This window comes from Thermomicrobium sp. 4228-Ro (assembly GCF_026241205.1).
Taxonomy (GTDB): domain Bacteria; phylum Chloroflexota; class Chloroflexia; order Thermomicrobiales; family Thermomicrobiaceae; genus Thermomicrobium.
On the sequence record NZ_JAPFQM010000001.1, the window covers coordinates 1,714,407 to 1,729,219 of the forward strand.

Below are 14,813 nucleotides of genomic sequence, written 5' to 3' on the forward strand. Positions count from 1 at the left end.
GCGGTGGGCTGCTTACGGGCGTACCCGTTCCGCATCACTTACGGTCCCGCGGACGACCGGCTGCACGAGTTCTACTTGCCGGCGCTGGAGCGGAGCGTGGCCTACGACCGTTCGGCCGGATTCTTCTCCAGTTCGGCGCTCGCTATCGCTGCTGCCGGTATCGCCCGGCTGATCCAGAACGGCGGCCGGATGCGCCTGCTGGTCGGGGCGGACCTGCAACCGGAGGACGTCGACGCGATCGTCGCGGGGGAGGAACTCGCCGCGGTCGTCCGACAGCGCCTGCTGGCCCGGCTGACGACGCCCGAGGACGAGCTGATGCGGGACCGGCTGGCCGCGCTGGCCTGGATGGTGGCGGAAGGGCTTCTGGAAGTCCGCGTCGTCCTCCCGTGCGATGCGACCGGCCGCCCGTTACCCGCCGAGCGAGCCGAAGAGTACTTCCATGCCAAGGAAGGCGTCTTCACCGACGCGCACGGTGACCGGATCGCCTTCAGCGGCAGCGTGAACGAATCGGTTCACGGTTGGCAACACAACTACGAGCAGTTCGCCGTCTACTTCTCTTGGGACACCAGCCGACCGTATCTCGAGCAAGTCGTGCACCGCTTCGAGCGGTTGTGGACGAACGCGGAGCCCGGCTGGATCAGCCTGCCCCTTCCCGAGGCCGTCCGGGCTGAATTGCTGCGGTACCGGCCCTCGGCGCCCCCGGTGCGGGACCCTCTGGAACGGACGGTCGGTGTGCGGGAACAGCGAGAAGGCTATACGGTCGAGCGGGGCGACGCTCGGGCGGTGCTGCTGGCCCGTTTCCTGCGGGACGCGCCGCTCCTGGTCGGGGCCGAAGGTCTCGGCGTCGCGACGGCGGCGATCCAGCCGTGGCCGCACCAGCTGCGCGTCAGCCGGGCGTTGATCGAGCGGTTTCCGGAGCGGTTCTTGCTGGCCGACGAGGTGGGGCTGGGCAAGACGATCGAGGTCGGGCTGGCGCTGCGGCAGCTCGTCCTCGACCGGCGCGTGCAGCGGGCACTCCTTCTGGTACCGCACAGCGTCATCCGCCAGTGGCAGGAGGAGCTGTACGAGAAGTTCTGTCTCGATGTCCCGCGCTACGAGGACGGGAAGTTCTGGTCCGTCCGGGGAGGAGCCTGGGAGCCGCGCACCGCGAATCCGTTCGCCAGTGAGCCGGTCTTCCTCGTCTCGAGCCAGCTGGCGAAGCGACGCGATCGCAGCGCCGACGTGCTGGACGCTGGCCCGTGGGACCTCGTCGTCGTCGACGAGGCACACCACGCGCGGCGCGGCGGGTTCGAACGCGGCCTGGACCAGCCGAACCGCCTGCTGGCGCTGCTGCGCCAGCTGAGCGAGCGCACCCGTGGCCTGTGGCTGCTTTCGGCCACGCCCATGCAGCTGCATCCGATCGAGCTGTGGGACCTGCTCGTCTTGCTCGGACTCGGCGGGCGTTGGGGTGCCAGCCCGAGCGCGTTCCTCCGCTTCTACGAGGAACTCCGGCGCGGCCCCGCCGAGCTCGATTGGTCCTTCGTCCTCGGGCTGGTGCGGGAAGAGGTCCGGCTGCAAGGGCTCGATCCGGTCTTCGCCCGGGAGGCCGAGAAGGCATTGGACGTCGTCGGCTGGGAGGAGGTACGCCGGATCCTGTCCGGCGAATCCCAGCGGTCGCCGCATCACCTATCGCCGCCGCAGCGGCAGTGGCTGTTCAGCGGACTCCGGCGCCATACGCCGCTGCGGCGCGTGATGTTCCGGCACACGCGTGCGCTCCTCCGCCGGTACGTCGAGCGGGGATTGCTGGAGGCCCAGATCCCGACGCGCCACCCGCGACCGGTCTGGATCGAGATGAGCCCAGTCGAACGGGAGCTCTACGAGCGGATCGAGGAGTACACGAGCCAGTTCTACGGGCGGTACGAGGCGGAGCGACCCGGTCTCGGCTTCGTGATGACGGTGTACCGCCGGCGGTTGACGTCCAGCTTTTTCGCTGCCCGCTGTAGCCTGGAACGTCGGTTGCAGTATCTGCGGCAACAACGGCCGGATCTGGGGATTTCGGACGAGGACGTCGAGGACGAGGAACTCGAGCTGGACATCAGCGAAACGCTGGCATCGTTGCCGGAAGGTCTGGCCCAGGCCTACCGGGACGAGATCGCCTATCTCGAGGATTTCGTGGCTGAGCTGGCGCGTCTCGGCGAGGACTCGAAGTTCGCCTGCCTGCACGAGCAGCTGCAGGAGTTGTTCCGCCGTCACGAGACGGTCGCTGTCTTTACCCAGTACACCGACACCATGGACTACCTCAGGGAGCGCCTCGTCGCCGTGTATGGCAGCCGGGTGGCCTGCTACTCGGGCCGGGGCGGCGAGCGCTGGCGGGGCGGCCATTGGGTGCCGGTGACGAAGGAGGAGATCAAGAACGCCTTCCGCGAGGGGCGTGACGTGACGATCCTGCTCTGCACCGATGCCGCGAGCGAGGGGCTCAACCTGCAGACCTGTGGCGCACTCGTCAACTACGACCTGCCCTGGAACCCGATGCGGGTCGAGCAGCGGATCGGTCGCTTCGATCGGATCGGCCAGCGGTATCCCCGGGTCGATATCCTGAACTTCTTCTACGCCGACTCGGTCGAGGCGGAGATCTACCGGCGTCTCAGCGACCGGATCGACTGGTTCGAAACGGTGGTAGGCCCTCTCCAACCGATCCTCACGCAGGTGGCGCGCAGCATCCAGCGCGTCGCCTTGCAGCCGCGGCAGACGCGCGAGCAGGTGCTGCGGGACGAGATCGCCGAGATCCAGCGGCGTCTCGACGCGCACGAGCAAGCCTCGCTCGACCTCGACGCTACGCTCTACGACGAGACCTTCCGCGAGACCATCGGGACACCGGTTTCGCTGGCCGATCTCGAGCGGGTCGTGCCCACGCTCCCTGGCCTGGCCGAGCGGTTCCGGCCGCATCCGGAGATCGTTGGGGCCTGGCTGGTCAGCTGGCATGACCGGCTCGAGGCAGTCACCTTCGATCCGGAGGTGTACGACCGCCACAGCGGCACGGTCCGCTTCCTGACCTACGGTGATCCGTTCTTGCTGGAACTGCTCGAGCAGGTGGACGCGAGCGGTAGCGCGCCTGCACCCGGCATCGTGCGGCTGGAACACGCTGGGCCACCACCCCGTTGTGGGTACTACCGGGTCGAGGGTGATCGGGCCGTCTGGGTGCGCACACTGAGCGAGTTGGAAGAGGCGCAGCCGACCGGAGCGGCGACCGTGGAACCGCCAGGGTTGGCTGCAGCCGAGGCGGACTTTTCCGCACGGCTCGCCAGGGAGCACGACCGGTACGCCGAGCACGAGCGGCGCCAGCGAGAGCTGCTCGACACGCAGCTGCTCGAGCGGGCGCGCCAGGTGCTGGTCGAAGCGGCCCTGGTCGAAATCGCGCTCGGTCGCAAGCCCGCGTTGGCCGGCGGGCACGACCCATTGACGTTCGGCAGAGAAGCGGTGCGCGGGTTGGCGCGCCACGGGTATCCGTTCGCACCGCTGCTCCGCTTGGTCGGGAGCCAGCAGCCGCTCGAGGCACGGGAGGACGACCCTCACTGGGAAGAACTCCGTGCGCTCTCGGTCGAGCAACTGCAGGCCCGCTGGCGGAGCTTACGCCGAGAGGCCGAAGAGCTCGTGCACCGCTTGGCTCCGCCCCAGTGAGCGAGGGGATGCGGGGCGCGTTCTCGCGAGCCGCTCGCGCAGCGTGCCGTCCCGAGCGTGCGCTCGCACGGTCCGGCAACGCGTCGCCGGGCCGAGCCCCACGCTCCGTGCATGCAGCCGAAGCGACCCAGTCGCAGCCTCGGCGCGCGGACGGTGCGCCGCTGGGTCGGGCAGCTCCCGAGTCTTTCAGCGAGCGGACGAAACGAGCCCGCCGTGATTCCTCGGCTTCCGGCGGGCCCGCTCGATGCGTCGCTGGCGCGGACGAGATGACCCGTCCGCGGTACCTGCGCCCCTACATCGCCTCGCGCCACATGGCCCAGAAGTTGTAGCTGTTGATGTAGATCGGGTTGGGCACGTAGCCACGGATGTCCTTCTGCAGCACCGTCGCCTTCTTGATCTGCGCGTAGAAGATCGCTGCCGGGTCGTCCCAGGTCAGGATCTTGACGATCTGTCCGGTGAGACGACGGATCTCGTCTTCAGTCGCGGCATCCTTGAGCTGGTTCATCAACCGGTCGACTTCCGGGTTCCGGTAGAACATCGCGTTCGATCCCTTGGATCCGACCGAATCGGAGTGGTAGTTCGGATAGATCTGGTTCCAGGAGTCGTTGTAGTCCGGCCACCAGCCACCCGACATGAAGTGCGGGCGTTGCTCCGGTGGCGTATCACCGTAGGCGAGCTCGAGCAGCGCTGCCCGCTCGACCTGCTGGAGTTCCAGGCGGATGCCGATCTGGGCCAGGTTGGCCTGGAAGAGTTGCGCCATCGCGGCATCCGTCTGGTCACCGCTCGAGTACATGTAGGTGAAGGTATCGCCTTCCTTGATCCCAGCCTCAGTGAGGAGTTGCTTGGCTTTCTGGAGGTCGGTCGTGTAGGTGGGAATCGACGGGTCATAGCCGATGACCGTGTCGGCGATCGGTCCGTTGATCGGCTTGGCATAGCCGCGCAGGACCTTCTCGATGACTTCCTGGTACGGCCAGGCGTAGCAGAAACCCTGCCGCGCCTTGGCGTTCAGGAGCGCGTAGTTCATCCGGATCCAGTCGACCTCGGTCGTGTCGTACTCGACGACCTGGAGGTTCGGATTCTGCTTCATCGCCAGCAGGTCTTCCGGGTTGATGTAGGCGCAGCCGTGCGCCTCGCCGGATTCCATCAGTTGGCGGCGGGTCGCATCCTCCGGGACGACCCGCATGATGATCCGGTCGAAGAAGGGTGCCTCGCTGTGGTAGTTCTCGAAGCGCTCGAAGACGAACCGTTCCTGCTGCAAGAGTTCGACCGGCTTGTAGGGGCCCGTGCCGACGATGTTCTGGCTGAACCAGTCGTGCGCGAACTCGTCGTCGGCCGTCTTGTGCTCGTCCCACGCCTTCGGCGAGACCACCAGCGGGCCGTACTCGGACGCCATGGCAGCGAGGAACAGGGGCTGCGGCTTGGTCATGACGAACTTGATCGTCGTGGAATCGACGACCTGGATCTGCTGGTCCGGATCTTCCACGAAGCGAGAGATGACGTTGACCGGCCCGCGGCCCATCTTCAGGAAGCGCGTGAAGGAGCGCTTGACGGCATCGGCATCGCAGGGCGATCCGTCGTGGAACACGGCATTTGCTGGGAGCTTGAAGGTGAACTCGGTGAAGTCCTCGTTGTGCGACCACTCGCGGGCCAGCATCGGCTGGTAGTCGAACGTCGATTCGCCCTTGAGCCGGATGAGCATCTCGTAACAGGCGAGGAACAGTGCCGAGGCCTGGTTGTCATAGGCCGACTGTGGGTCGAGGTCGGGAACGCCGCCGAAGAAGAGCGCAACGAACTCCCGGTTCTGCGATTCGCGCCGTTCACCGGTCGGCGTCTGGCCAGGCTGGGGCGTTGCGGCTGGAGCTGCGGTCGGGGTGGCCTCGCCACCACCGCCACCACAAGCGGAGAGGAGCGCCATGATCGTCGACGTGGAGAGTCCCAGGGCGAGTCCCCGGCTGAGGACCTGCCGACGGGTGAGCCGGCCGCTCCGAGCGGCCAGGAGCAGTCCGAGCGCATCTTCCGGTCGTCGTGGGTCCATCGTCCTCCTCCTCTCGGTTCCTACCGTCGTCGCGTGCGCGGATCGAGAAAGTCACGCAGTCCGTCGCCGAGCAGGTTGAAGCCCAGCACCGTCAAGGTGAGCGCGAGCCCAGGGAACGTGATGTACCACCAGGCTTCGCGGAAGAACGTGCGAGCACCAGCGATCATGGTACCCCATTCCGGGGTCGGCGGCTGGGCGCCGAGGCCGAGAAAGGAGAGGCCGGAGGTCGCTAGCACGGCGTAGCCGATGTCGAGCGTCACTTGGACGATGATCACCGCGAGCGTGTTCGGCAAAATGTGCCGCCAGAGAATCCGGAGCGGTGTCGCCCCGATCGCCCTTGCCGCTTCGACGAACTCGCGTTCCTTGAGCCAGAGGACTTGTCCGCGGACCAAACGCGCGTACCACGGCCAGTAGACGGCAGTGAGCGCGATCACCGTGTTCTGCAGGTTTCGTCCGAGCGTCGCAGCGATCGCCATGGCGAGTACCAGAGCCGGAAAGGCCAGGAAGAGATCGGTGAGGCGCATCAGGAGCTCGTCGACGAGGCCACCGACATAGCCCGCGATCAGTCCCACCACGGTGCCGACGACGACCGCGATGGAGAGGATGATGAAGGCGACGCCGAGCGAGTATTTGGCGCCGCTCATCACCCGGCTCAAGACGTCGCGGCCGAGTTCGTCGGTACCGAACCAGTAGGTGGACGAAGGCGGCTGCAGCTTCACCACAATGTTCGGTTGCACCGGGTCATGCGGAGCGAGCGCACTACCGAAGACGACGAGGAAAAGGAAGATGCCGATCAACACGACACCGATGACGTTCAATGGACTCTGAGCCAGGAACTCCCGAACGGCACCGAACGCGGTCCGGCGCCGCGCGGGGCGCTCGCCAGCGATCCTGATCGTTCGGGTCGGTGCGACCGTCGTCCGCTCCATTTCAGGTCACCCGGATCCGTGGATCGAGCAGGACATACACGATATCGACGAGGAGGTTGACGAAGACGTAGGCGGCACCGATGACGAGCGTGACCGAGATGACAGCGTTGTAGTCGAAATTCTGGATCGCCTGGAAGGCGTAGCGACCGATCCCTGGCCAGGAGAAGATGATCTCCACGAGGACCGCTCCACCCATCAAGAGGCCGAACTGCAGTCCGATGACGGTGACGGCCGGCAGCAGGGCGTTCTTGAGGGCGTGGCGGAGGATGACCGTGTGGGACTGGAGCCCCTTGGCCCGCGCGGTGCGGATGTAATCCTGACCGAGCACCTCCAACATGCCGGATCGGACCATGCGGGTGACGATGGCCACCGCGGCGAGCCCCAGGACGACGGAGGGCATCAGCAGGTGCTTGAGGGCGAGGAGAAAGAGGCCGACGTTGCCGTGGAGCAGCGCGTCGACGGTGTAGAGTCCCGTGATGCGCGGGGGCTCGCGGACCCCGACCGGGAGTCGTTGGCCGTCAGGTAGCAGGCCGAGTTGCGCGAAGAGGAAGAACTGCAAGACGAGCGCCAGCCAAAACGAGGGTACCGAAAGACCGAGGATCGAGATGGTGCGGCCGACGAGATCGAGAAGCGAGTTTCGCCGCACGGCCGAGAGCACACCGAGCGGGATGCCGAGGACGACCGCGAAGGCCATCGAATAGAGCGCCAGCTCGATCGTGGCCGGGAGGTAGCGAGCGAGGTCTTCGGAAACAGGCCGCCGCGAGGTCAAGGACTTACCGAAATCGAAGTGGACAAGCCCGCTGAGGTAGCGGACGTACTGTCGCCAGAGCGGCTGGTCCAGCCCGTATTCCTGGCGGATCTTCTCGACCGCTTCGGGACTCGCCCGCGGGCCAGCGATGATCCGTGCTGGATCGCGCGGGACGACATGCGAGAGGGTGAAGGTGATCAGCGAGAGTCCCAGCAGCACGAAGACGAGAAAGAAGAGTCGCCGCAGGATCAGACGAACGACCATCCTCAATTATCCATTCGCCGTTCTCTTCGCTCCCCTGCCTTCGAAGACACGGAGCGAGCACGATGGCAGCGCTGTAATGCCGAAGGGGCTACGCTGGCTTCGCTCCGTTGCCTGATCGTGCCAACCGAGCCCACTCTACCGGTTTTGCCTCGTCCCGTCAAGAGCGTACCGTGTGCAGAGTGACTTCGGTCACAGTGCATCGCGCTCGAACGTTTCGCTCCAGCGGCGTGCTGCGACCAGCTGGCTGTTCCAGGATGCCTCGAGTTCGACGACGAGAGACAGTCGGTCGGCCGAACTCGTGAGCGAGAGTCTGGCAACGGTCTCGGCTGTTCCGGTTCGCCAATCGATCCGGAACCGTTGTTGACCGGATGCAAAACAGCGAGCAGGCTCGTCGATATCGGCCCACAGTTCGAGATCGGTGCGCTCGCTGGCTGTGATCGCTCGGCCGACAGGACGAACGATACTCTCCGTAGATCGCCGAATGCCAGTGCGATGCGCGATATGGTCGGTGAACGTTTCGAGCGTCGGACGGTCCGACTGCGTCTCCGCGGTTGTGGGAAGCACTGTCGGTGGCTCGAAGGAGACCGTTGCAAGCTGGCTGAGATCGGTGAGGACGGGAAGACGCAGCTCCAGTGCTCGACCGCCGACGCGAACCCACTGCGCGGTGCGAAAGGGTGCCGGCCAGAGTGTCGGGAAGTCCGCGCCGCTCAGCGAGAGGCGGAGGCGGTGTCCGGCTGGGATACGGTACGCGCATGCCTTGAGCGGTACCGTGACCGTCATCCACTCGCCAGGTACCAGACGGTCGCAGCGGTCGAGACCATTGCGTCGCGTCAGGTTGAGTGCCCCACGGGTGACGAGGGTGGCAGCTCCGTCCGGCCAGAGATGGCTCAACCGGACACAGAGGAAGGCTACCGGGCTTGCGGCGGTCGTTTCGGCACGCAGGACCGGTATACCGAGGATCGTGAGCGGCTCGGGTAACGGCTCGCTCTCGAAGGTAAGGGCGAAGAGGTCGTCGAGTCGCTGGTCGTCGGCCAGGGAGTCGGGAGGCTCGGTCGGACACCAGGTAGGACCGGCTGCGCCGACTCGGACATCGTTGAAGAATGGCAAGACCGTGCTCCCGAACTGCGGTGACGGACTGAGGGATCGGCGACTCGTCGCATACCACGTGCGTTCCTCGATACCCGGTGGCGGCCAGCGATCACTGGCGAGCCACTGCCCCGGTATGGAACGGGGGAACCGTTCGGGGCGGTAGGCGTCCTGCAGGTAGAAACGTACCAGAGGCACGTCTTCGGGTGTGTCTCCGGCGAACCACTGTTGCCACCAGGTGACGAGTTCGTGCAGGAAGTCGATGCGAGGGCCGATCGGGCTGGCATCAGGGCGCTGGTGCGTCCACGGACCGATGAGCCCGCGTCGTGGCACTGCGAGATGCTCCAACATGCGCCAGGCAGCATCGGTGTACCCGTCGTGCCAGCTACTGATGACGAAAACCGGGCAGGCGATCGCGTCGTAGTCGGCGGCGACCGAGCCGCGTAGCCAGTACCTGTCGCGGCGTTGGTGGCGGAGCCAGTGGAAGAGCCAGGGTTCAGTCGCTTCGAGTCTTCGCCGCCACTGTCCCAGCCAGTCGAGGCCGGGTATCTCGGGATCTGGTGGCAGCCCATTCATCGCGATCATCCACAGCGGATAACTCAGGAGTTCGAGTGCCTGCAGGCAGCCACCCCAGTAGTGGACATCGGTCGCGTAGCGGTCGTCGCTTCCAGCGTGTGCGACGATCGCTGCGAGCGGGGCAGGACGGCGCATCGCGATCTGTAACGCATTGAAGGCACCGTACGACGTGCCCCAGAGTCCGAGCTGACCGTTGCACCACGGTTGCCCGGCGAGCCAGGCGAGCGCCTCGCATCCGTCAGCGATTTCCGCTTCGCTGTACTCGTCGCTCGCGAGTCCTTCCGACGAGCCGGTGCCGCGCACGTCGAGGCGGACTGCCGCGATGCCTCGCTGGGCCAGCGCCACCGGGACGTTCCATCGCGCTGCAGTCAGGTCGTCCTTGCGATAGGGAAGGTATTCGACGACGACGGGCCACGGTCCACGGCCGTCGGCGGGAAGGTAGACGTCGGCACGGAGTGTCGTGCCGTCCCGCACAGGAATCGCAAGGTGGCGGAGCACGTGTACTCCAGGCCAGGGCGAAGAGGCACCGCCTCGGTGCGACATGTCATACCTCGCGGGCGAGCTTGCGCGCAGCGACGACGACCGGATCCCAGACGGGCGAGAAGGGTGGCGCGTAGGCGAGGTCGAGATAGATGAATTCCTCGAGCGTCATGCCGGCCGTCAGTGCCGTCGCGACGGTGTCGATCCGTTTCCCAGCACCCGGGCCACCGACGATCTGGGCACCGAGCAGGCGTCCGGTTCCCTCTTCGGCGACCATTTTGACCGTCATCCAGCTGGCACCGGGGAAGTAGCCCGAGCGGGTCGTCGAGCGTGCGTTGCCGACGACGATCGAAAAACCGCTTTCGCGTGCCTCGCGCTCGCTGAGGCCGGTGCGTGCGATCTCGGTCTCACCGAAGCGCGTGATCGCGGTGCCCACGATACCCGGGAAACGGGCCGGGCGTCCGCCGAGATTCAGTCCGCAGATGCGCCCCTGCTTGTTCGCGGTCGTCCCCAGCGGGAAGTACACGGAGCGACCGAGCAGGCGGTGATACGCATCCGCACAGTCCCCGGCTGCCCACACACCGGGCACGGAAGTGCGGCAGTGCTGGTCGACGTGGATCGCGTTGCGGTCGCCGAGCGCGATACCAGCATCGCGGGCGAGGTCGCTGTTGGGCTCGACACCGATCCCGATGACGACGACGTCGGCTGGAACCTCGCCATGCGGGGTCAGAACGCCCGTCACGCGGCCATTCCTGGTCGCGAAGGCTTCGACCGGTGTTCCGGTGAGGACGGTGACCTGGTCGGCACGAAGGGCCTGCTCGACGAGTTCGGCCATGTCCGGATCGAGCAGCGGCATGACATGTGGAGCGGCCTCGATGAGTGTCGTTTCGAGCCCGCGAGCTCGGAAGGCCTCGGCTGCTTCGATACCGATGTAGCCTCCACCGACCACCACGGCCCGTCGGGGTCGCTCCTGCTGGAGCCAAGTGGCGAGCGCCTCCGCGTCTTCGAGGCTGTGCAGGGTGAAGATGCCAGCAGCGTCCCGTCCCGGCAGCGCCAGCCGGCGGGGGCGGGCACCGGTCGCCAGAACCAGCTGGTCGAACGGCTCGCGATACTCCCGATGTCGTTCGTGATCGTAGGCGACGACTTCGCGACGCTCGAGATCGAGCGCCACGACTTCGGTGCGCAGCCGGACATCGATGCCGTTGCGACGGTGCGCCTCGGGTGTCCGCGCGACGAGCTGCGCCGTGTCGTCCACGTAACCAGCCACGTAGTAGGGGAGACCGCAGAGGGCGTATGACGTGTGATGACCGCGCTCGAACGCGACGATCTCGACCTCCGGGCGCATCCGGCGCAGTTGTGCGGCGGCGCTCATACCGGCCGCATCACCACCGACGATGACGATGCGTTCGGGTCGAATGGCCATCGGTTCGCTCCCTCGTTCTCTCCGTTACTGTAGTGGGCGTTTGGCCGGAATCCCGGGACGTCGGGGGAATCGTGGCGGACACGCCCGGGCGGCTCGCACGACGACGATGGTACTCGCTGTGCCGCCGAGGTCGGCGAGGGGTAACGAGTCGACCGCCAGCAGCTCGCCCCCCAGCTGGTCGAGCGCTGAGCGACTCTCGGCGAGTTCCTGCTCGATCTCGGTACCCTTCGGAAAGAGGGCCAGCCCACCCGGTCGCAGGAATGGGAGCGTGAGTTCGAGCGCCGTCGCGAGGTGCGCGAGTGCCCGGGCTGTCGCGAGATCGTAGCGTCCCCGGTGGTCAGGGCGGTGGGCGAGCGTTTCGGCGCGCTCGTGGATCGGTCGCACGTGCTGGAGCCTGAGTTCCTGAACGACGTGCTCGAGGAACCGCACCTTTTTGGCAGTCGCATCGAGCAGCGTGACCGCGAGCTGCGGACGCACCAGCGCGAGCGGGATGCCAGGAACTCCGGCACCGCTGCCGACGTCGATCATCCGACAGGTCGGAACGCCGTTGCAAGCCCGATCCACCCACGGGAGCAACGCGAGCGATTCGACGATGAGTCGTCGCTCGATCGATGGCCAGTCCTCCAGCCCGGTGAGGTTGACGCGCTGGTTCCACTCGAGGAGGAGCTCCGCGTACCGGCAAAAAGCGCGCTCGCGCTCCGGCGAGAACGGCTCTCCGAGCCGCTCGAGGGCTCGCCGCACCAGATCGAGTTCGATCGTCGTCCCGCTCACTGCTCGTGCGTCGTAGCGGTACCGATGCGACCGTGCGTGGCCAGGAAAGCGAGTGTCCGGCTGGCGATCGATTCCGCGTCGATGCCAGCTTGCCGCCGGAGCGATGCCTGCGATGCGTGGTCGAAGAACCGGTCGGGTAGCCCGATGCGCAGCACTGGTAGGCGCAGATCGGCGTCGTTGAGTGTCTCGAGCACCGCGCTACCGAAGCCACCGGCGAGCTGCGCTTCCTCGACAGTGACCAGGCAACCGCATTCCCGCGCGGCATCGAGGATGAGCGAGCGGTCGAGCGGCTTGACGAAGCGGGCGTTGATCACGGTCGCCCGGATGCCCTGTTCGGCGAGGATGTCGGCTGCACGTTCGGCCGGAAGTACCGTCGCGCCGAGGGCCACGATCGCGACGTCAGGTCCCTCGCGGAGGAGCTCGGCCCGGCCGATCGGCAGGATGCGTGGTTCGCCGAGCAACGGCACACCCACGCCACTTCCCCGCGGGTAGCGGAGGGCGATCGGCCCGTCCTCGTAGGCGATGGCAGTGGCCAACATGTGGCGGAGTTCGTCTTCGTCCTTGGGGGCCATGAGGACCATGTTCGGGACACACCGGAGATAGGCGACGTCGAAGACGCCATGGTGGGTGCGCCCGTCCTCGCCGACGAGACCGGCACGGTCCATCACGAAGACGACCGGGAGCTTCTGGATGCAGACGTCGTGGATGACTTGGTCGTAGGCACGCTGGAGGAACGTCGAATAGATCGCACAGACCGGCCGCAAGCCCTGCGTCGCCAGCCCAGCAGCGAAGGTCACGGCATGTTGCTCGGCGATCCCCACGTCGACGAAGCGGTCAGGGTAGGCGGCGGCGAAGGGGAGGAGGCCGGTGCCGTCCGGCATCGCGGCGGTGATCGCCACGATACGCTCGTCCTTGGCAGCTAGCTGGACGAGCGTCTCGCCGAAGACGTCCTGGTAGCGGGGCGGACTCGGCGGTGCACCCGGGACCTTGACTGCTGCACTATGGTGCTTGAACGGATCGTGTTCCGCAGGCTGGTAGCCCTTGCCTTTTACCGTGAGGACGTGCACGAAGACCGGACCGGGTATCGTCTTGACGAGCTGGAAGGTTTCGATCAGCTCGCGGAGATTGTGCCCATCGATCGGGCCGATGTAGGTGAACCCGAGTTCCTCCCAGATCATCGTCCGGTAGACGACTTCCTTGAGACCGTCGAGGAACCGGTGCGACAGTTCGACCAATCGCTCGCCTTGGGGAAGCCGGCGCAGCAGGCGCTCGACCTCGGCTTTGGCATGGCGGTAGCGCGCGTCGGTCCTGATGCGCGTGAGGTACTTGGCGAGCGCACCGACGTTGGGCGCGATCGACATTTCGTTGTCATTGAGGACGACGATGAGCGGGACCTGGAGCGCCCCAGCATGGTTGAGCGCCTCGTAGGCCATCCCGCCGGTCAGCGCACCGTCGCCGATGACTGCGACCGTGTGATAGCGCTCGCCGCGGAGTTTCCCGGCGACCGCCATGCCGAGTGCTGCGGAGATCGACGTCGAGGCGTGCCCGGCGCCGAACTGGTCGTGCGGGCTTTCCTCGCGTTGCAGAAATCCGCTCAGTCCACCTTCCTGGCGAATGGTATGGAACCGGTCACGACGACCGGTCACCAGCTTGTGCGGGTAGGCCTGGTGGCCGACGTCCCAAACGACCTTGTCGTGCGGAGAATCGAATACGTAGTGGAGAGCCAGCGTCAGTTCGACCGTACCGAGATTCGGAGCGAAGTGGCCGCCGGTCTTGCCGAGGACGACCTCGATGATCGCCTCACGGATCTCCTCAGCGAGCTTCTCGAGTTCCGGGAGCGTCAGGCGCTTGAGATCCTGCGGACTGTCGATCCGCTCCAGGTACATGGTCTTCCCCCTCGCCGTCAGCACCGGCGCAAGTCAGACGCCGGGCGATGCAGGACAGGCTGATCGTAACAAGTCGCCGGATCGGCGTCAAAGTGCCGACCAACTCTCGGCCGGCACCGGTTCCGTGCAGGAGTCGTTGTGCGGCCGATTCCGGTCAGGAATCGGCCGAAGCGAGAGCGGAAGGGCGTATTCCCTTCCCCTCGTTACGGAGTGAGGAGCCTCGATGCCTGCACTACTGGCTGGAGACGTGCAGCCCAGGAGCCAGACGCAGGCCACTCTGGCTGGACTTCTGCTGTCGCTGGTTTTGCTCCTCGTCCCAGCCACGACCGAACCCGTGGTGCCAGCCGCGCCCCCAGCCGAAACCGCGCTTGAAGCCACGGAGGCCGGTCTGGTCGAGTAGGGTGTCGAGATTGCTCTGGACGGCCTGGAGTGCCTGGTTCGCTTCCTCCTGCGTCAGAATGCCCTGCTGGACGAGCGCATTCGCGTTGCTCTGGGCTGCCTGGAGCAACGCATTCTTCAGGTCATCGCGCGAGACGTTGTGCTCGGCGGCGATCTGCGCCAGGCTCTTGCCCTGCCGGAGTTCCAGCGCCAGCTGGCTGGTCGTGATGCCGAGCTTGTTGGCCGCCGTACTCAGGATGTCAGCGGCCGGCAAGACCTGTGCCTGATAGCAGCGCGTCTGTGCCTGGGAGGCGAGATACTGGCGGATACGGTCCGCCTGCTCCTGACTGACGATCCCCTCGTTGACCAGCGCGCTGAGCAGGTCGTCGAGCTTGCCGCCCTGTTTCGTGCCGATCGCACTGCAGGGGTTCGTCGCGTTCCCGGACGAGGGCGTGGGCGTGGCTGTCTGCGCCGCGACCAGCCCTGCTGTGACGAGCAAGCCAGCCATCGCCGCGACCGCCAGTGCCACCGCCAGCGTGCGTCGCAGTGTGACGATCCGTTGCAGCATCGGTACACCCTC

The 14,813-nt window shown here is 66.3% G+C and carries 9 protein-coding genes; 1 reads left to right on the top strand and 8 read right to left on the bottom strand.

Translation table 11 applies throughout. The features are described 5' to 3' along the window. Positions 1-3: 3 nt before the first annotated feature. Positions 4-3,657, top strand: a complete 3,654-nt coding sequence (locus OO015_RS08080) for a helicase-related protein (RefSeq protein ID WP_265940720.1) — start codon at positions 4-6, stop codon at positions 3,655-3,657. 292 nt (positions 3,658-3,949) lie between these two features. Here the strand turns inward: OO015_RS08080 and OO015_RS08085 are convergent, their stop codons facing one another. From OO015_RS08085 to OO015_RS08120, 8 genes are all read right to left on the bottom strand, one after another. Next, on the bottom strand, positions 3,950-5,692 hold the full coding sequence (locus OO015_RS08085) for an ABC transporter substrate-binding protein (RefSeq protein ID WP_265940721.1): 1,743 nt from the start codon (positions 5,690-5,692) through the stop codon (positions 3,950-3,952). A 20-nt stretch (positions 5,693-5,712) separates the two neighbouring features. Further along, a complete protein-coding gene (gene nikC / locus OO015_RS08090) occupies positions 5,713-6,621 on the bottom strand; it encodes a nickel transporter permease (RefSeq protein ID WP_265940722.1) in 909 nt (302 codons plus the stop codon). A gap of 1 nt (position 6,622) precedes the next feature. After that, the gene (locus tag OO015_RS08095; protein WP_265940723.1) at positions 6,623-7,633 is read right to left on the bottom strand and encodes an ABC transporter permease; all 1,011 of its coding nucleotides are present in this window, start codon (positions 7,631-7,633) and stop codon (positions 6,623-6,625) included. A 189-nt stretch (positions 7,634-7,822) separates the two neighbouring features. Then, positions 7,823-9,793, bottom strand: a complete 1,971-nt coding sequence (locus OO015_RS08100) for a CocE/NonD family hydrolase (protein ID WP_265940724.1) — start codon at positions 9,791-9,793, stop codon at positions 7,823-7,825. 46 nt (positions 9,794-9,839) lie between these two features. Next, positions 9,840-11,198 carry an FAD-dependent oxidoreductase gene (locus OO015_RS08105; RefSeq protein WP_265940725.1) on the bottom strand — a complete coding sequence of 453 codons (1,359 nt, stop codon included), beginning with the start codon at positions 11,196-11,198 and terminating at the stop codon, positions 9,840-9,842. Positions 11,199-11,222: 24 nt separating this feature from the next. Next, entirely contained in the window at positions 11,223-11,969 is a 747-nt protein-coding gene (rsmG, locus tag OO015_RS08110) for a 16S rRNA (guanine(527)-N(7))-methyltransferase RsmG (protein WP_265940726.1), read from the bottom strand. Further along, positions 11,966-13,855 carry a 1-deoxy-D-xylulose-5-phosphate synthase gene (dxs, locus tag OO015_RS08115; RefSeq protein ID WP_265940727.1) on the bottom strand — a complete coding sequence of 630 codons (1,890 nt, stop codon included), beginning with the start codon at positions 13,853-13,855 and terminating at the stop codon, positions 11,966-11,968. Before dxs ends, rsmG begins: the two co-directional genes overlap by 4 nt. A gap of 232 nt (positions 13,856-14,087) precedes the next feature. Beyond that, a complete protein-coding gene (locus OO015_RS08120) occupies positions 14,088-14,801 on the bottom strand; it encodes a hypothetical protein (protein ID WP_265940728.1) in 714 nt (237 codons plus the stop codon). Positions 14,802-14,813 lie beyond the last annotated feature (12 nt).